General features: G+C 62.5%; 13 protein-coding genes. 4 read left to right on the forward strand and 9 right to left on the reverse strand.

The window, feature by feature from the left end:
• Window positions 1-114: 114 nt before the first annotated feature.
• Window positions 115-1,656 (forward strand): YifB family Mg chelatase-like AAA ATPase, encoded by a 1,542-nt coding sequence (locus F4Y38_15245; protein MXY50633.1) that lies wholly within the window; start codon window positions 115-117, stop codon window positions 1,654-1,656.
• 119 nt (window positions 1,657-1,775) lie between these two features.
• Window positions 1,776-2,906: a hypothetical protein gene (locus tag F4Y38_15250; protein ID MXY50634.1), complete on the forward strand. Its 1,131-nt coding sequence runs from the start codon at window positions 1,776-1,778 to the stop codon at window positions 2,904-2,906.
• 34 nt (window positions 2,907-2,940) lie between these two features.
• Here F4Y38_15250 and F4Y38_15255 read toward each other — a convergent pair whose 3' ends face one another.
• Together F4Y38_15255 and F4Y38_15260 are read right to left on the reverse strand one after the other, a co-directional pair.
• The gene (locus tag F4Y38_15255; GenBank protein ID MXY50635.1) at window positions 2,941-4,233 is read right to left on the reverse strand and encodes an aminotransferase class III-fold pyridoxal phosphate-dependent enzyme; all 1,293 of its coding nucleotides are present in this window, start codon (window positions 4,231-4,233) and stop codon (window positions 2,941-2,943) included.
• A 56-nt stretch (window positions 4,234-4,289) separates the two neighbouring features.
• On the reverse strand, window positions 4,290-5,240 hold the full coding sequence (locus F4Y38_15260; GenBank protein MXY50636.1) for a hypothetical protein: 951 nt from the start codon (window positions 5,238-5,240) through the stop codon (window positions 4,290-4,292).
• Window positions 5,241-5,407: 167 nt separating this feature from the next.
• Here F4Y38_15260 and F4Y38_15265 point away from each other — a divergent pair, with 167 nt between their 5' ends.
• Window positions 5,408-6,394 carry an aldo/keto reductase gene (locus F4Y38_15265; GenBank protein ID MXY50637.1) on the forward strand — a complete coding sequence of 329 codons (987 nt, stop codon included), beginning with the start codon at window positions 5,408-5,410 and terminating at the stop codon, window positions 6,392-6,394.
• 20 nt (window positions 6,395-6,414) lie between these two features.
• Here the strand turns inward: F4Y38_15265 and F4Y38_15270 are convergent, their stop codons facing one another.
• Genes F4Y38_15270 through F4Y38_15280 form a run of 3 tightly spaced genes read right to left on the reverse strand, consistent with a single transcriptional unit; the run spans window position 6,415 to window position 12,164 of the window.
• The gene (locus F4Y38_15270) at window positions 6,415-7,803 is read right to left on the reverse strand and encodes a TolC family protein (protein ID MXY50638.1); all 1,389 of its coding nucleotides are present in this window, start codon (window positions 7,801-7,803) and stop codon (window positions 6,415-6,417) included.
• Window positions 7,800-10,970, reverse strand: a complete 3,171-nt coding sequence (locus F4Y38_15275) for an efflux RND transporter permease subunit (protein ID MXY50639.1) — start codon at window positions 10,968-10,970, stop codon at window positions 7,800-7,802. The genes F4Y38_15270 and F4Y38_15275 overlap by 4 nt, the downstream gene beginning before the upstream one ends.
• Before the next feature lie 30 nt (window positions 10,971-11,000).
• Window positions 11,001-12,164 carry an efflux RND transporter periplasmic adaptor subunit gene (locus tag F4Y38_15280; GenBank protein ID MXY50640.1) on the reverse strand — a complete coding sequence of 388 codons (1,164 nt, stop codon included), beginning with the start codon at window positions 12,162-12,164 and terminating at the stop codon, window positions 11,001-11,003.
• On the opposite strand from F4Y38_15280, the gene F4Y38_15285 reads away from it, so the two are divergent.
• Entirely contained in the window at window positions 12,134-13,579 is a 1,446-nt protein-coding gene (locus F4Y38_15285; GenBank protein ID MXY50641.1) for a hypothetical protein, read from the forward strand. The two genes, F4Y38_15280 and F4Y38_15285, sit on opposite strands and share 31 nt — an antisense overlap.
• A 10-nt stretch (window positions 13,580-13,589) precedes the next feature.
• Here the strand turns inward: F4Y38_15285 and F4Y38_15290 are convergent, their stop codons facing one another.
• From F4Y38_15290 to F4Y38_15305, 4 genes are read right to left on the reverse strand one after another with little or no spacing between them, the layout of a single operon-like run.
• Window positions 13,590-15,569 (reverse strand): acetylxylan esterase, encoded by a 1,980-nt coding sequence (locus F4Y38_15290; GenBank protein MXY50642.1) that lies wholly within the window; start codon window positions 15,567-15,569, stop codon window positions 13,590-13,592.
• 2 nt (window positions 15,570-15,571) lie between these two features.
• Complete coding sequence (locus F4Y38_15295) at window positions 15,572-16,519, reverse strand: transglutaminase family protein (protein MXY50643.1); 948 nt, start codon at window positions 16,517-16,519, stop codon at window positions 15,572-15,574.
• The gene (locus F4Y38_15300) at window positions 16,476-17,444 is read right to left on the reverse strand and encodes an alpha-E domain-containing protein (protein ID MXY50644.1); all 969 of its coding nucleotides are present in this window, start codon (window positions 17,442-17,444) and stop codon (window positions 16,476-16,478) included. The genes F4Y38_15295 and F4Y38_15300 overlap by 44 nt, the downstream gene beginning before the upstream one ends.
• Entirely contained in the window at window positions 17,445-18,878 is a 1,434-nt protein-coding gene (locus F4Y38_15305) for a circularly permuted type 2 ATP-grasp protein (GenBank protein ID MXY50645.1), read from the reverse strand. It lies immediately after the preceding gene.
• Between the last annotated feature and the right edge of the window lie 150 nt (window positions 18,879-19,028).

A 19,028-nucleotide genomic window follows, 5' to 3' on the forward strand; every position in this document is an offset into this window, starting at 1 on the left:
AACGAGATCCCGCCCCGTCCCGCCGACTGATATGAATGTGCTAGCGCCGATTGAATCCATCCTGATTGGTCGGTTGATGATTCGAGACGGTACCATTATTCGAAGGAGGACAGCTTGTTATCACGTGTATCGAGCGGCGCCGTGCAGGGGATCGAAGCGATTCCCGTGGTGGTGGAAACCCACATCGCCAACGGCCTCCCTCATTTTTCGACCGTCGGACTGCCGGACAGCGCCGTGCGGGAGAGCAAAGACCGCGTCGTGGCCGCCATCAAGCAGTCCGGTTTTAACTATCCGTACCGGCGTATCACCGTCAACCTGGCCCCCGCGGACGTGCGCAAGGCGGGCACTTCCTTCGACCTGCCCATTGCCGTGGGCATTCTCGCCGCGTCGGCACAATTGCCGGCCCAGTCGCTCGAAGACACGATCCTGCTGGGTGAGTTGTCGCTGGACGGCGCGCTCCGGCCGATCCGGGGCGCACTGCCCGTTGCGCTCGCCGCGCACCGCCTCGGCGCGCGCAGGCTGATCGTTCCGAGCGAGAACGCGGAAGAAGCCGCGATGGGCGGCGGTATCGACGTCTACGGCGTGCCTTCTTTGGAATCCGCGGTCCACTTCCTCCAGGGTCGGAAGCGATTTGAACGGTCCCGGTACGATGCCGGCCCGATGCTCTCTTCCGGCGCCGATTATCCCTTCGATTTCTCCATCGTCAAAGGACAGGATCACGCCAAGCGCGCCATCGAAGTGGCCGCCGCGGGATCACACAACCTGCTGCTCATCGGTCCACCGGGTTCCGGCAAGACGCTGCTTGCCCGTTGCGTGCCGTCCATACTGCCCGATTTCACCCTGGAGGAAGCGCTGGAAACGACCCAGATTCACAGTGTAGCGGGGAAAATCCCGCCCTTTACCCCCCTGGTCACCACCCGGCCCTTCCGGGCGCCTCACCACACCATCACGGAAGCGGGCCTGATCGGCGGCGGGAGCATACCGAAACCCGGAGAGGTGTCGCTCGCCCACAACGGCGTGCTTTTTCTGGACGAGCTGCCCGAATTCCGGAAGCATGTGCTCGAAATGCTCCGGCAGCCCCTGGAAGACGGCAAGGTCAACCTGTCCCGCGTCTCCAGGTCCCTATCCTATCCCGCACGGTTTACCCTGGTCGCCGCCATGAATCCGTGTCCATGCGGATACCTCGGCGATCCGAGCCGCGAATGCACCTGTCCGCCTGCACGGATTCACCAGTACATGTCCCGGATCTCGGGACCGCTGCTCGACAGGATCGATTTGCACGTCGAGGTGCCGCCGGTGCCGTGCGGGGACCTCGGCGGCGGTTCCGGCGGTGAACCTTCCCGCCGCGTCAGAGACCGGATCAACCGGGCCAGGGAACGACAGTTGACGCGTTTTGCCGACCATCCCGGGACATTTGGTAACGCGCACATGACTCCTCGCGAACTGCGTCGGTTCTGTGGATTGGACGGCAGGGCCCGCGACTTGTTGCGGAACGCCATTGCCCGCCTGGGTCTTTCGGCCAGGGCCTACGATCGCGTGCTGAAAGTCGCCCGGACCATCAGCGACCTGGCCGGCGGGGAAACGATAGGTGCCGAGCATGTGGCTGAAGCCATACAGTACCGGTCCCTGGACCGCGGCAAATGGATGGATCACTGAGCGGGTTGCTTCGTCCATAAACAACTTTGAATCCACCGTGCCCTGTGCTATAGTAAATAAGAATTGTGAGACCTGAACGACGAACCGACAGTCCACCGAAATACCCGGGAAAGGAATCCATGCTCAGAACCGGTACGGCGTTGGCCGGCCTTTCCGCCATGCTCCTTCTGATCGCGGGATGCGGCGGTGCCGGGCAGGCGGAATCCGCCGTTTCCTTTTCTCCGGAACGCTATGCGGCCCTTGTGGATACCCTTTCAGAGCCCGGCGGGTTTTTCGACAGCGACAACCTCGTTTCCAACGAGGCCGGCTATCTCCACGTAAAGCATACGCTTAAGCGGCTCGGTGTCGAGGGCGGCGTCTACATCGGCGTGGGGCCGGACCAGAATTTCACCTACATCGCGCAGGTTCGTCCGCGGTACGCCTTCATTCTCGATATCCGCCGGGACAACCTCATCGAGCATCTGCTCTACAAGGCCATTTTCGCCCTTTCGGAATCGCGGGCGGAATTCCTTTCCATCCTCTTCAGCAAACCCATATCGCGTGCCGGATTCACTGACGGCCAGCCCACGATCGAAGCGTTGGTGACGTATTTCGATCGAACGGACGGCGACGAAGATCTATTCCGCCGCAACCTGGAGCGCATTCGGGCTCAGGTAAGGGCTTTCGAAGTCCTGTCGGGAGATCGTGATGCCCGGCGCGTGTCCGAGTTGTACCGTTCATTCTTCGAGCGGCATCTGGACCTGAGGTGGGAGTACCGGTCGGACGGGGACCGGGGCATATCCTTCATTACCTACAGGAAGTTCCTTCTGGGCCGGGACCTTGAGGGTGCTTACGGCAATTTCCTGGCTTCGGACGAAGACTACCGGTTCATCCGCGATATGCAGGCTCGCAACGCCATCATTCCCGTCACGGGAGACTTCGCGGGCGGCCACGCCCTCAAGGCCATTGGGGATTTCGTTCGGGGAAGGGAGGACCGCATCTCCGCGTTCTATCTTTCGAACGTAGAGTACTACCTCCAGCCCGAGGGCCGCCTCGACGAGTTCGCGGCAAACGTCCGGTATCTGCCGACGGACGGACGGAGCGTATTGATTCGCGCCTTCGTAAACCTGAGGCAGCGCGCTCATCCGTTACGTGTGGAACGGGAACTGATGACCACGGTACTCCAGTACACGCGCTCGTTCAGCCAGCTATTCGCCGACGGGGCCTACCGGTCCTACCTGGACCTGGGCGTGAAGAACTACATGCAGTAGGGTCGAAGCGTACCAGGATCGGAGCGTCCCAGGGTCAGAGCGTCCGCTCGACGGCTACAACTGCTTCGCGGAGCACCTTGGCTATCCTGTCCACCTCGCCTTCGCTGACGGTGTATGGCGGACTGATCGCGACGTGATCGCCGTAGACGCCGTCCATGGGTCCCGGCGCTCCCGGCATGATCAGTACGCCGCGGTCGAAGGCTTCACGGACCACCCGACCCGTCACGCCCAGCGACGGTTCGAAAGGTGCGCCTTGTGCCTTGTCCGCTGTAAACTCGACTCCGCAGAGCAGGCCCTTTCCGCGCACCGTGCTCACCATGGGCAGTTCGGTCAGCGTCTGCAGCTGTTCCAGCATCACCTCGCCCATTTCAGCGCAATGCGCGACGAGATCATGACGATCGACATATTCCTGCACGGCCAGCGCGGTGGCGCAGGAAAGGGGATTGCCGCCGTAGGTATGGCCATGTACGAAGGTTGGCGCGGTTTCATAGATGGTCTCGTAAATCTCGTCCCTCGCTATCGTCGCGGCGATGGGCGTGTATCCGCTGCTCAGGCCCTTCCCGGTAGCCATCAGGTCCGGCACGACGCCCCAGTGGTCGATCCCGAAGTCGACCCCGGTCCTTCCGTACCCGGTGACGACTTCATCGATGATCAGGAGAATCCGGTAGTGATCGCAGAGGTCCCTGACCGTGCTGAAGTAATTGTCCGGCGGCGCCATCCCGGCGGCTGAGGTTCCCAGGACAGGTTCTACGATAAAGGCGGAAATGTATTCCGCGCCGACCTGGCGGATCACGCGTTCCAGTTCGTCGGCGCTGTGTTGCGAGATGTGAGGAAAATCCAGCAGGTACGGCGTATAGTCTTTCCGCCAGGCCGACCGGCCCGACATGGACAGGGCGCCGATCGTATTGCCGTGCCAGCTCTGCCAGCATGAAATGACCTGGTACTTGGACGGGTTGCCGGATTCCAGGTGGTATTTCCGCGCGATCTTCAGCGCCGCTTCCGTGGCCTCCGACCCGCCGGACACGAAAAACACCCGGTCCATTCCCTCCGGAGCCATATCGGTGATCTTCCGGGCCAGGTCGATTTGCGGCTGACTGATGAACTGGCCGTAGGCGAAGGCGACCTTCCGGGCCTGATCGGCCATGGCCTCCGCGATTTCCTCCACACCGTGGCCTATGCTGACCACGTGCACGCCGGCACAGGCGTCCAGGTAGGCCATGCCGTCGGTATCATACAGGTAGCATCCACGGCCGTGTGAAATCCGCGGCCAGTGGTCCTTCCGCGCACGGTGGAAGATTCGCTCTGTCGGTTCGCTCCGACCGTCCATGTACTCTCCAGGAATCGCGCGTGCTGCCCGCAAATGGTGTGGTCGATCCGGCCCGCCTACCTCAGGATGCGCTGGTCGCTCAGGTCCTTGCCCCCTACGGTCTCCACGATACTTGCGCCCACGAAGGCGATTTGCTCCAGGCCCGCCAGGGCGTTAACGATATGGTACTGCGTGGGCAGGTCCCGCCATTCCGCCCGGTGGAACCGCACCTTTCCCCGGCCTGTGCGCTGCGCCGTCACCCTGCGGTTCGGGGTGGCAGATGGGGTCAGTACGGCGTACTCCGCGTCGGCCTCGTCCCATTCTCCGGTCCGTGGTATGTATTTGTAGTGCAAGGTTCCGGTAAGCTCGGTGTCCACCGCTTCTGCCACGGGGGCTTCGCCCTGGGTTGGGGGCGCTTCGGCCTCCGCCGCGGATTCCGCGACTGGCCCCGTGGGCGCTTTGGCCTCCGCCGTGGATTCCGCGACTGGCCCCGTGGGCGCTTTGGCCTCCGCCGCGGGTGGCGTTTCCATTTCCGACAGATTCATTTCCATGAAGCGAAATCCTAGCCAGTCCGCCGTGCACCGCGTCTCGCCCTTCAGCACGGATGGCGGAGGGATCGCGCAGTATATCTTCGAGAAACCGAGTTGTTCCCTCCCGGTGAGAATCGGATCGGCCAGGTTCTCCCACAACACCGCGAGGAAGGGGCCGAGGGCCCGGTCCCGTTTCCCCCTGTACTCGGCCGGGAAACTCACGCCGAGTGTATTGTAACCCCTTCCGGCCAGCCACTCGATCTCGGTCATACAGGAAACCGTCACGGTCACCGCGGGATCTCCGGCCAGCCGGAACTTCGCCGGCAGCAGCACTTCGAGCTGTTCCGGCCGGGTCAGGAAACTCACCGAATACGAGGTGGTCCGCGGCGAGTCCACACCGTCGAACCGGCCTCCATCGGGCCCCTGCCGAGGACCCGCGGCAGGGCCGAAATGGGTCGGCATCATGTGCATCCGGCCGGGCTGAAGCTTGTAGGGCATGGACGTTCTCTCACTGAAACCGCCGGTCCGCCGTCCGGTCGAGGTACGTACCGGGACGCGTGAACACACACCGGTCTATCGAATATATGCTGGCGTTGCGATGGTCGGACTATATACAATCCACTCCAGACCTGTCAAGTGGAGGGAATCGGCACACGGAGGCAGTCATGCGACACAGGATCCTCGGGAAGACCGGTTTACGGGTCAGCGAGATTGGAATGGGCGGCCTGTTCGTTTCATCCCATGGCTCGGACCGGGCCGAGGGTATTCGGGCGGTGCGTCGGGGACTGGAACTCGGCATAAACTACGTGGACACGGCGCCTTCGTACCGCGATTCCGAGGAAGTGATGGGGCTGGCTCTGGATGGGGTGACGCAACCCTTCATCCTTTCGACCAAACTCGGTGGGCGGCCCCAACCCTTCGATCCCAGGGACCCGGATCTGTTGCGCCGGTCCGTGGAGACCAGCCTGGAACTGTTGAAGAGAGCCGCGATCGACATCCTCATGATCCACGAACCCGACCGCCCCGGCCAGTACGACTGGTTTACGGACTGGGAACTGTTTCACGGTCCCGTCTGCGAGCTGCTCGAAGCGCTGAAATCCGAAGGCGTGATCCGGTACACCGGGCTGGGGGGCACCACGGCATATACACTGCCCGCCATCATGGCGACCGGCGCGTACGACGTCGTGCTTACTGCGTTCAACTACAGCCTGCTCTGGCAGGAAGCGATCCACGCGGTGCTTCCCGAAGCCGAGAAGCAGCACATGGGGGTTGTCGTGGGATCCCCCCTGCAGCAAGGGGCGCTTTCCGCGTGTTACTCGGAGCAGGTGGAGCGCGGGGCGCCCTGGTTGTCGCCGCCCCGGCGCGAGCAGTTCAGACGGCTGTACGCCCTGGTTGCAGAACTGGATATGCCGCTGCCGGAACTGGCGATCCGGTGGGTATTGTCCAATCCCGCCGTCTCCACGGTCCTGTCGGGATCGAGATCGGTCGAGGAGGTCGAGCAGAACGTCGGTTACGTAAAGTCGGGGCCGCTCCCGGAGGCGGTTCTGGACCGGGTGCAGGAGATCGCGGGCCTGGTGCCCTTCCGGCCCTTCGAGGAACCCTTCGGCCTGCCCTTCACACGCGCCTACCGGGGGCCCGGCATGGCGCGGTAGACCGCAACGAACCGGTTGCGTTACCGGTCATCCGATCGATCGTCCATCATGCCCAGGACATTCCGCAGGTTCGCGGCGGCCGTGGCGTAGTCGTACTTCGCCGTAACGTGATCGGTCTCGGCCTGTTTCAGGACGAACTGGGCGTCGATGAGTTCGAGCTGCGTGCTGACGCCGCCCTCGTACTGAACCTGCGCGATGGACAGGCCGCGGCTTGCCAGTTCGACGGCCTCCTCGCCCGCCCTTACGCGTTCCGACGCCTCCACCACGTTGAGCACGGCCTCGGTGGCGTCCACCTCGATCTGCTTCCCGAGCTGGCGTTCGACGTAACGCGACAGTTCATAGTCCGCCTGGGCCTGCATGATGCGGCCCGAGTTCTGCCTTCCGTCGAAGACCGGAATCGATACGTTGATGAGCGTGTTCCAGCTCCGGGAGAAGTCGTTGAACCCAAGTGACTTGAAACCGGGATCGTTTACCTGGGCCTGCATCAGGTATCCCGCGGAAAGCGATACGTCGAGTCCGTTTTCTCCCCGGGCGAGCCGGATCGCCGCATCGTTCATCGTGGTCTGCAACCGGGCGGCTTTCAGGTCCGATCGATTCGTCAACGCCCGGTCCACGGCCGTTTCGATGTCCTCCGGCAAGCCGGATACGTCTACGTCGAGGCTGCCGGTACACCGTATACGCGCCTTCCGCGGCAGCCCGATCAGGCGCTTTAAGTCCGCTTTCGCGATCGCGAGCCGGTTCCTGGCCTGGGTGACCGGCGGGAGGGCGTTGGTCACTTCCACCCGGGCCCTGAGTACGTCATAATCCGATACCGTCCCGGCTTCGTAAAACCGCTGTACGCCTTCGTACTGGGCCTCGGCACGGTCATAGGCCGCCGTGGAGACCTCCAGCGTGGCTTCGGCCAACAAGACATCGTAGTACCCGTCGTGGATCTGGTGCACGATGTTTCCTCTCATCCGGTCCGTGTTGGATGCCGAAATCCGCTGGTAGTAACGCGCGATTCTCAGGCCGACTCCGACCTGTCCGCCCCGATAGATGGTCTGGGAAAGATCGAGTCCGAAGTTGATTACGTTGTCGGTGCCTACCTTGAAGGTCTGACCGCCGAAATTAAACTCCGGAAGGGCCCAGTTCCGGGTGATGGAGCTGCTGAAGTCTAGCTTGGGCAGCGCTTCTGAATACGCTTCCCGCACGCGCGCCCGGGCACGGTCTTCCTCCACCCTGGTGCTCAGCAGGGCTTCGTTATTCCTGAGCGCAAGCTCGACGGCCCGATCGAGCGAAAGCACGATCTCGTCGTCCTGCTGGGCGGACGAGGGAAGTGCGACGCCGGCCGAAATGACGATCGACACCACTGCATTTATCACGGTGCGAATCATGCTATCCTCCAGCTTAACTCTCCGGCTTACGGTCATACTGCTGGTACGGGCTGCTCCACGACGGTCACGTCGTCCCGCCCGCTTTCTTCCTCTGCCTTCGATTCCCCGTCACCCCGTTCGGTCCATCCCGACACGAAGTCGTACATGACGGGAACCACGACCAGGGTCAGCACCGTGGCTATGGCCAGTCCGAAGATCACGGCCACCCCCATGGGACCCCACCACTGCGAGCTTTCTCCACCGATCTCGAGCGTGAGCGTCATGAAATTGAAGCTGAACCCGGTGGTCAGGGGAATAAGGCCGAGAATCGTCGTCATCGCCGTCAAAAGGACCGGCCGCAGCCGGGTCACCCCGCCCTGGACGATCGCTTCCCTTCTCCGCAGGCCGCGGTTTCGTAGCTTCCTTATGTAGTCGATCAGCACGATGGCGTTGTTGACGACCACCCCGGCCAAGCTGATGACCCCGATTCCGGTCATGATGATGCCGAAAGGCGTGGCCGTCACGATCAGTCCCAACAGGACGCCGATCAGCGACAACACCACGGACATCATGATGATGAAGGGCATGGTGACGGAATTGAACTGCGTGACGAGCACGAGCGTGATCATGATCAGGGCGATGAAAAAGGCCCTGGACAGAAAGTCGGTCGCTTCCTCCTGCTCGACGTTCTCACCGGCGTACCGAATGGCGTATCCCTCGGGCAGATCGAGATCCGCCAGGGTGGCCTGTACGTCCGCGAGCACATCGTTCGCGAGCCGGCCTTCCACGTCGCCTTCGATGGTCAGCACGCGTTCCTGGTCCTTCCGCCTGATGGACCCCACGCCGCCGTCCACACGGGTCCGCGCCAGGGTGCTTAGCGAGACCAGTTCGTCTTCATGGATGATATGTATGCGTTCCAGGTCGGCGAAGGTGGCCCGTTCGGGTTCGGCGAACCGGACCACGATGTCGTATTCTTCCTCACCGACCCGGTACTTGGAGGCTTCCGTGCCGTTGATGGCGGTGCGCACCGCCCGCGCGATCTCGGCGGTGTTCATTTCCAACAGGGCGGCCTGTTCGCGGTCGATTTCGACTTTCAGTTCAGGCTTGCCCGAATCGTAGTCGTCCTTGAGGTCCACCAGCCCCGGGATGTTCTCGATGCGCAGCATCACCTGGTCGGCCAGCCCGCCAAGTACGACGAAATCATCCCCCACGATTTCGATATTGACGGGCGCCGCGGTGGGCGGACCGGGCTGCGGGGTGATGATTTCCACGTCGGCGCCGATGAGACGTTCCATCCGCCGCCGGATCATCTCCACCGTTTCGAAAGAGGACTGCGCCCTGTCCTGCCGTTCAAAAAGGTCGACGATGATCCGCGACCTGTGGGGCGTTCCACCGCCGCCGCCACCGCCGGGATTCTGGGAATCCGAGGCCGCTCCCACGCTGGCGACGTACTGGTTCATGTCGGGCACGTCCTGTATGTAATCCTCCGCCTCCCGGACCACGCCGTCGGAGACGTCCAGCTGGGTGCCGATCGCCGTGTTTACGTCGATGTAAGCCTGGTTCGGTTCGGTCTCCGGGAAAAACTCGACGCCTTTGCCGATCAACCCGTAAAGTACGATCATACCGACGAGCACGCTGCAGGTGACGAACATGACCGGCGCCCTGTGGCCCAGCGCCCACATGAGAAACCGGCTGTACCGCCCGCGCAGTGCTATCAGCCACTTCTGGTCCTTCCGGGCTGTATTTACGGTGAGCAGCACGGAGCAGACCGTGGGATTGATGATGAGGGCGACGAAAAGCGAGGCGGACAGGGTGATGATCAGCGTGGCCGGGAGGTAACTCATGAAGTCGCCGATGATGCCCGGCCAGAACAGCATGGGGGCGAAGGCGCACAGCGTGGTGAGGGTGGAGGTGCAGACCGGCACGGCCACCTCGCCCACGCCTTCACGGGCGGCGCGGACCAGGGGCCTGCCTTCCTCGCGGTGGCGGTAGATGTTCTCGACGATGACGATGGCGTTGTCCACCAGCATGCCGAGGGCCAGGATCAGGCTGAAGAGCACGATCATGTTCAGGGTGTAGCCCAGGATATCGAGCACGATGAAGGAGATCAGCATGGACAGCGGAATCGCTATGGCCACGAAAAGGGCGTTACGCACGCCCATGAACATGAACAGCACGCAGACCACGAGGATCAGGCCCGAGATGATATTGTTCTCCAGGTCGCTGACCATGGAACGGATGTCCTTGGACTGGTCCGCCAGTACCGCCAGGCTTACGGTCTGCGGTAAACGCCCCCGTTCTTCGTCCAGCAGCCCCTTTACGGCGTCGGCGATCTGGATCAGGTTTTCCCCGCTGCGTTTCTGTACGTTCAGGGTAACACATGGCAGGCCGTTCAGCCGGGCGAAGGAGGTTTCTTCCTTGAAACCGAACCGGACCTCCGCCACGTCCGCGATGGATATGGGTTGACGATTGCGGGTCTCGACCACCAGCGCCCCGATCTCTTCCGGTGTCGTGAATTCGCCCGGTACCCTGACGGCGTAACGCAGGGTTCCGGTCTTGATCGATCCGCCGGGCATATTCAGGTTTTCCTGGCGAATCGTTTCGATGATATCATCGAGCTCAAGTTCGTAGTATACCAACCGGTCCGGATCGATGTTTACCTGGACTTCACGTTCCAACCCGCCGGCGACCGTTACATCCAGCACGCCCGGGATCTGTTCGATCCGCTGCTCCAGGTCCTCCGCGATGTCTTTCAGCGTTACGAGGCTGTGGGTTCCCGCGACGTTGATCACCAGGATGGGGATGTCGTCGAAGTTGATCTCCTGGATGGTGGATTCCTCCGCGTCTTCCGGAATCTCGGTCCGCGCGATGTCGACCTCTTCACGCACCTTCTGGAGCGCATTGTTGATGTCGACGTCGGTTTCGAATTCGATGACCACCGTCGAGATCCCCTCGCTGGAGGTAGAGGTGATCACCTTCACGTTGGACAGTTCTTCGAGATGCTTCTCGATCGGCTGGGTAACGAGGTTCTCGATGTCCGCGGGAGCCACGCCGAAATAGGGGGTGGCGACAAAGACGATCGGTATGGTGATCGAGGGGGTTGATTCGCGCGGCAGGGACAGGTAGGACATGAAGCCGAGGAGTATGACGGCTCCGGTCAAGACGAAGATGCTGATTCTGTTTTTGATCGCCAGGTCAGAGACTTTCAAGTACGGATACTCCAGTGGATGTGTGGGGCGAACAGGGTCACCGGGCTACATCCCTTCGTTTCTGACCTGAATGGATTCACCGTTGACCAGGTTCCGGTGGCCCACGACGATCAGGGAATCACCGACCGACAGTCCGTTGGTGACCAGGACCTGGTCGCCCGAAGTCGAACCCAGTGCTACCGGTACGGACCGGGCGACGTTCTGATCCGCCAGGAATACGATCCGCCCCTGGTCGGTGTCGATTACGGCGTCCTGGGGGATGACGATGGCTTCTGGTATGTTATCTTTGACGACGCGGATGGTGGCGGCCATTTCTGGTTTGAGCCGGTGCGCCGGATTGTCCAGTATGATCTCGAACGGTACGGTGCGGCTGTCCGGGTCCAGCGTCGTGCCTATATAGGAGATGTCCGCTTCCAGGGTGAGGTCCGGATAAGCGGGAAACGTCAGAGTAGCCCGCGTGCCGTCGGTGACGTGTTGCAGATGCCGTTCAGGGACACCGGCCACGATCTTGACCCGGTCGATCTCCACCAGGTCCATGAACTCTACTCCGGGTGCGGCCAGTTCGCCCACCTCGAGATTGCGGCTGTCCACCACCCCGGAGATCGGCGCCCGGATGATCGTCTTGCTCAGGTAGGTCTGGGCCTGCTGATGCCGCGCGAGATTCATGTCATGGCGATATTTGGTGTCGAGGTATACGGATTCCGCCAGGGCTTTCTGCTCCAACAGTCGTTTCTGGTTGCGCAGGGTCAGGCCACTGGCGTTCACGGCTGCTTCGGCCTCGTCCGCGGCAGCCGTGAGCAGCTCGTCGTCCAAACGGGCCAACACGGCATTCTGTCGTACAGACTCGCCCTTTTCGACCTCGATGCGCTCAACCAGACCGGTCGCTTCGATACTCACCACGACGCGCCGGACCGGCTTGACCTCGCCCACCAGCCTGAGGTGATTAATAAACTCCCGAGGCTCGACCACCCGGGTCACCACGTTTACAGACCGCGTCTCCTCCACGGCGGACGCTTCGTTGGCGGCACTGCCGCTTTCACTGCAGCCCGCGGCCGCCAGTACGACCGCAATGCATACGGCCGAACCCAACCAGTGCCTGGCGCGGTTGATCATCGATGTCTGCTCCTTCGCAAAATCTCGTATCTCACGTATAGTTATCAAGTATTGAACTGTTCCATATGACAACGGGCACGGGGCAATGGTTTCCATTATCTCTGCATATCTGCCGTGTCCGTTTCCAACGGCCAACACCGACTTGCCGGGACGGCCGAAATAACGTAATATCAGGACATCCTGTCAAGTACATCTATACAAAAGGGGACGGGGCGTCATTCAATAAAACCGCGGTACGTACCGAGGTCGATTCGATGTCCGGGGAACCACGCCGCGCACGTCGCCGACAGGTTATGTGGAAAACGATCAACAACATCGCGTACCGGCTCTACTTCGCGTACCGGAATCGGATATCGCGCCGTGAAAACAGGCGATGGACGGTCCGGGTTGCACGATCGCCGGACCCGGAGCCCAGACCCGTGCTATACGTGGCATGGGGAAGGATCGGAGACGTGGTCCTGGCCACCGGGCATCTCAAACGGATGCGGCGGTGGTTTCACCCCAGTCCGGTCTGGTTCCTGGGAAGGTCCCGCGTTAGGCCGCTCGTCGAACCGCACGTGGACGCCTTCCTGCCGTTCCCCGAACCGGCCGCACACCTGACCGGGTCCGGCGTCAACCCGGCCGCATCGCTCGAAGGTATCGCGGACCGGTCGTTCCGATGCGTCATCGCAGACATCCACACGTTCTACGGCGGGCTCTTCGCCCTGGATGCCGTGCTAGCCGCCGTGCGGGCGGACCACAGGTTCGTCTACGAAGGATACCACCTCGGCGAAGACCTGGCACCGGAACGGCCCTATCCGGCCGGGTTCGAGGTCGTGCCGAAGTTCGAGGACGGGGATGGCGGGGGAAAGGACAGCGCCCCAGGCCATCTACTGCATCACAACGGCCATTACATCCGACGCGTGCTGGAGCACTGTGGTGTCGAATCGGATGACGGGGAAGCGTGGCGGCCGGAACTGGATCACGTCGGATCGGGTGCCGACGCATGCCATCGGTTCGGGATCGAACCCGGGGAGTACGTGGCGTGGCAACCTCGCAGCGACAATCGGAGGAAGGACTACCCGACGGCGCGTTGGGCGGAGACGATCCGCGCATTCCCTGAATTGCAGTTTGTAGCACTGGCCGAGCCCGGCAGGGCCGATGAAGTGAACCGGACGGTGCCACCCGGCGTTCGCTTGATTGAAACCTCACTAACCGGGGTGATGAAGTTGATAAGGGAAGCACGCCTGTTTGTCGGACTGGACTCTGGACTGAGCCACATCTCGACGGTCATGGGAACACCCACGGTATGTGTCTGTCCGGACAGCCACCTCGGGTACTTCTTTCCCTATCCGGAAAGCTACGGTTTCCGCAACCTGCACACCGTCTCACATTCGGACTACCTGCCGTGCCGGGGTTGTTTCATGACCTGCCGTCACGAACCCCTCACGTCGACGATCACCCGGGGCGCCCTCTGCCTCCGCACGTTGCCTTCCCGGCTGGTCATCGAGGCCATCCGGTACGCATTGTAGTTCCGTGCCGTCAAAGTTCGGCGGCCGATCTGAGTTCGACCCGGGCGGGGCGGACCAGCGCGATGAGATCCTCGATATCGAATTCTGCCAACAGTCCAAAGCAGAACAGGGGCGAGAGGGATTCGTACCGTCCGGGTTCATCGATCAACCGGTGCAGGCTGGCAAGGCCGCGATGCAGTATAATTTTGTCGACCGCCCGGCCGCAAAGGGACGCTGCCATCAGGGCGATGACCGAGGACACGGGACCTTGCGACGCGAGCCCCAGCGGGGCCGCCACGCCCGGACGGACCGGGTCCGGACGGGCCGGGCTCATATGCTGCATGACCGCCGCGAGCTGGGCGACCTGGAGACCCAGCATCCGGCCTCCGCTCGACGCCATCATCATCGTCCACTGATGCGGTGCCTTGCCCAGTCCGCAGGCGCCCTGCATGACCACTTCCACCTCCGTGGCCGTGGCCTGGTCCCGCAGGGCTTCCTCTGCCAGGACTTCCGTCCCCTGCCGCCCTTCATCCGCCAGGATCAGAAGCTTCCTTCCGGAGCCCTGGCCCGTGGGTACGGTGGTCACGGCGGGTAGTTCCCATCCGTCCCTCAAATGGTAACAGGCGTATGCCGGCCGGCGGCCGTTTCCTGTGCGCGAAGCCTGACCGGTCACGCGTTCAACGGTCAGGGACCGGTAACGCAGCAAGGACGTCAGCCGTTCCCTGCCCGCCGCCTGCCACCGGGGGAACGCGGCGGGATTCTCCGGCGGCTTCCGGCGTTTCAGTCCACGGGCCAGGGACCGTGCCAGGGAGACGAAATCGGCGTTATCCGCCGGCGTTCCGACCCACAGTGCTTCTTCGGTGCGGACTTCGTCTTCCGAGGGAATCTCTTCTTCGCGGGACGGCGCACCAGGCCGGCCGTCCAGGAAATGCCGGTTCAAGAACCTGTAGAAACGCTCCCGGTGTTCCCGCTCGTAGTTGTGGGTGCCCGGATCCAGGTTGTTATGGAATGCAAAGGCGTCCGGTCTTCCGAGCGAAGCGTACAGCGGCAGAACAGGTTCATAGACCGAGGGACGCGCCCTGGCGGTCTGGAAGCAACAATCGTCATATTCGTTATACATCAGCAGGGCCGGACGGGGCGCCAGCAGGGCCGTGAGCATGGGATAGTCGGCCGTCACGGCGAAGTCCGAGGCGTTCTGTTCGATGTCACCACGGTCGGCCCTGTGGTTGACGCGGCTGTCCAGGCCGATGTAACCGGCATTGGGCGCGGCGAGGCGCACCCTCGTGTCCAGGGCGGCGAGCACGATCGTCTGCCAGCCTCCACCGGACAGTCCGGTCACTGCGACACGCTCCGGGTCGACCTGCTCCAGGCCCAGCAGCACCTCCAGCGCGCGGCACATGACCAGGTAGAACACGGCAATGCCGGCCACACCGCACAGATCCAGGTAGCTCGCGTTGTTGTGCTGGTAGCCCGGGCCCTGCAGTTCTCCGAAGCTCATCCACTCCGGATTCAGCGCAAACACGCCCCGGCGGACCAGGTTGACGCAACGTATCTGCTTGTAATCTACCGCCTTGCCCGGCGGGCCCACATGCCCGTTCAGGTTCAACACGCCCGGCGCCGAAACCGTCGGATCATCCGGTTCGTAAAGCAGGGCGGGAATGACCAGGCCGGGCTGACCGGGCTGACCGGGATGACCCGGCTGGCCGTCCTGACCGGGGAGTGCGCGGTAGGTCAGCTTGCGAATCCGGTACCCCTTGCCGGTTTCGATCACGTCGCTCCACTCGACGTCGGGCGCGCCGTTTCTCCACGCGTCGGGCACGCCCTTGAAAATCACTTCTTCCAGCACGGTCTGTCGCAACTTACCGGCCTCTTCCTCCCAGGTCGCGGGATCGGGAAGGTCAAATCGAGGGATACGGCTCAGCAAGTAAGCCTTCAGCGTGTCCACCGTGTGCGATTCCCCGATCGGTGTGACGGGGCCATCCTGACGCCCGGGGTTGTCCAGGTCATTCATCTTTACAGCTCCTCGTGCATCGAATAGGATGAATCGACGGTATTTTCAGGTATCGATTCCATATTCACCTCCACTTCAAGCTCGATATCGCCCCCTCCGAACAGGATGCCTCGCGTGGGGGACACGTCCTGGTAGTCCCGCCCCACCGCCACCCGTACGTGTCGTTCGTCGGCCAGCGTCGCGTTCGTGGGATCGAATCCCGTCCAGCCGGGTCCGGGCAACCGGCACTCCACCCAGGCGTGGGAGGTCGTTCCCCCTCCTGCCGCGGACTCGTCATGGAGATAGCCGGATACGTACCTGGCGGGAATGCCCCAGGTCCGCGCTACGGCGATCATGACGTGGGCGTAATCCTGGCATACGCCGCGGCCGGTATCCAGGATGTGTTCGATCGTGGAAGAGATCGTGGTGCTCCCGGGCACGTACTCGAAGCGTTCAAAGAGTGCGCCTGACAGCCGTTTCAGCGCGGCCAGCGGGTCTCCCGCGGGTGCAATGCCGTTCCGTTGCACGAACCTTTCCAGGGCGGGCGAAGGAAGGGCCAGGCCGCTGTGATCCATAAAGTCCCATTGGTGGAACGAGTCTCGCCAGCCCCGGATGGTCTCCCAAGCGCCTTCTTCGCATTCCCCGGGCGGTGTGTCCCGTGGCGTAACGTCCACCGTGGAGCGCGCGGTGATGGACAGCGACTGGTGATTGCGGTTCAGGTGAAGCTGGTGGCGCGTATTGCCGAAGGCGTCCGAGACCGGAAAGACCGTGCCTACCGGTTCCGTCCCGATCCGGAAGGCGGTGACGTGCTGCCAGCGATCCTCGAGCGGTCTGAGCGCCAGGGACATCGCGCAGTTTCGCACGGGGAAGCCATAACGGTACTTCGTGACATGCTCGATCCGGTATCGCACGTTTTCGGCCATGGCGTCAGCGGACAGACAGGGATTCCAGGGGATAGTCGATGTAGACACCCATAATCTGCTGGTGAAGCTTCCGGCTGTCGCCGTTCACCTGTTCCAGCGTGGCGCGCCATGCCGTAACGTCGTTCCTGCCGTCCCGGACGATCGCGCTAAGGGAGGCAATGAGCACCGCCGCTTCCCTGCCCGCGCCGGGAGACGGACCCGAACCGATGGCGTCCAGCACGGAGGCGATCCCGTCGAGGGACCGGCGCACCGAACCCGGAAGCAGTTCGTCCGTTACGATCAGGTCGAGCACCTGTCCGGGCTGAACCACGACGCTGTAGGAATGCACGTAGGCGTCGAAGGCGCGGAACACATGCAGCAAGTTCGCCCAGTCCGCGTCAAACGATTCGTCCTGCCCGTCCTGTGCCGCAATCTGCGACAACAGGATTGATGCGGAAAGCTGCACCCGTTCGATGTAGCTGCCCAGCTGAATGAAATGCCACCCTTCATCGCGGTACATGGTCGACTCGGCCACGCCGGTGAAGGTGGCGATATCCTTTGCCGTTCCCGCGTAGAAAGACTCCGGGGCCGTCTTCCAAATCTCCTGGATAGTCAATCCCTGCAGGCGCAGGAAGGTCATGTTCAGCGACAGCCACATCTCGGCGCTGATGTAATTGCGGACCTGCCGCGCGTTCTCCCGGGCGTACGCGAAGCAGTTCCATATGGAATCCGGATTCGTGGGTTCGAAAGTAAGATGATCGGCCAGGGTATAGGAGTCGGCCAGCGCATAGTCGTCGCTCCCGAAGGCTTCCAGCGTACCGGCGGGCGGTAACTGGTTCATGCTGCTGTACACACGGTTCCATCCAAAGTGGATCTCGCGCAGCGGACGATCCACCAGCGTTTCCACCTGCAGTTGCATCAGCCGGCTGAGGTGTGCGGCGCGTTCGAGATACCGGCCCATCCAGTACAAGCCCTGTGCGCTTCTGGACAGCATTCAGTCCCCCAGTATCCAGACGTCCTTGCCTCCGCCTCCCTGGCTGGAGTTTACCACCAGGCTGCCCTCCCGCAGCGCGACCCGGCAGAACGCACCCGGCACGATTCGCGTCTCGCGGCCATGGAGCACGAAGGGCCTCAGGTCCACGTGCCGCGGCGCGGCGCGGCCCCCGATCAGGCAGGGGGCGCGCGAAAGGTCCAGTACGGGTTGCGAAATGAAGTCCGCGGGGTTTTCCCGCAAATCACGGGCGCAGGCTTCCCGTTCATCGGGCGTCGATTCCGGTCCGACCAGCATGCCGTATCCCCCAGACTCGCCCACCCGCTTCACGACGAGTTCCCGCAGGTTGTCCAGGGTGAATTCGAGGTCCTCCGGCCGGCGGCAGATATAGGTCTTTACGTTTTGCAGCTGCGGTTCTTCGGCCAGGTAATAGCGGATCATGTCGGGGACGTACGCGTATACGCTCTTGTCGTCCGCGACGCCCGTGCCCGGCGCGTTCACCAGGGTGACGTTCCCGGCCCGGTAGACGCCCATGAGACCCGGGAGACCCAGCAGGGAGTCCGGCCGGAATACGAGCGGGTCCAGGAAATCGTCGTCCACCCGGCGGTAGATGACGTCCACCCGTTGCAGCCCCGAGGTGGTGCGCATGTACACATATCCGCCGTCGACCAGCAGGTCCCGGCCCTCGACCAGGGTCGCCCCGATCTCGTGCGCCAGGTAGATGTGCTCGTAAAACGCCGCATTGTATACGCCGGGCGTCAGCAGCACCACGCAGGGATCGTCTTCCCCGCGAGGCGCGAGTTCCTTAAGCGTTTCGCGGAGCAGGCGCCCGTACTGCTCGACTTCCCGCACCCGGCAGCTGCGGTAAAGCCGGCGCAGGTTGGCCTTGACCGCTTTCCGGTTGGCGACCATGTAGGATACGCCGGACGGCACGCGCAGGTTGTCCTCGAGCACGTGGAATCCTTCATTCGTGCGGACCAGGTCGGTGCCGCAGACCGCAACATACGTCCCGTGCGGCACGGGCACCCCCCGCATTTCGACGCGGTACTGGGGACAGCCGCGCACCAGGTCGACCGGGACGACACCGTCTTCGACAATACGGGCGGGACCGTATACATCGGCGAGAAACCGGTTCAACGCCTTCAGCCGCTGGGCAAGTCCGGCTTCGAGCTGCCGCCATTCTTCGGCGGGCAGGATCCGGGGCAGGCAGTCGACGGGCATGATGCGCTCGCCGGCTTCATCTCCGCCGTATACCGTAAACGTGATGCCTTCGCTGGAAAAGGAATGCGTGACCCGTTCCTGCATGCGAACGAGTTCTTCGACGGGAAGCCGGAGCAGTGATTCGTGCAGACTGCGGCAATGAGCGCGCGGCGTACCGTCAGGGAGGAACATCTCGTCGTAGAAAGCGCTATCCAGGTCGTATGCGTCGAAATCCATTACGAGGGTCTCCGTCTCCGATCGTCGGACCCGTGAAATCCCTGTACTGGAATCGCAAGGCTTGAAGCGGTCTGGGTTTGACCCTCACGCCTTGCTCATGCAATGCTCATATCTTGCTCATGCTTTACACCGGCTAACATGTTATATTGG

The sequence above is a fragment of the Gemmatimonadota bacterium genome (assembly GCA_009838645.1).
Lineage (GTDB): Bacteria > JAAXHH01 > JAAXHH01 > JAAXHH01 > JAAXHH01 > JAAXHH01.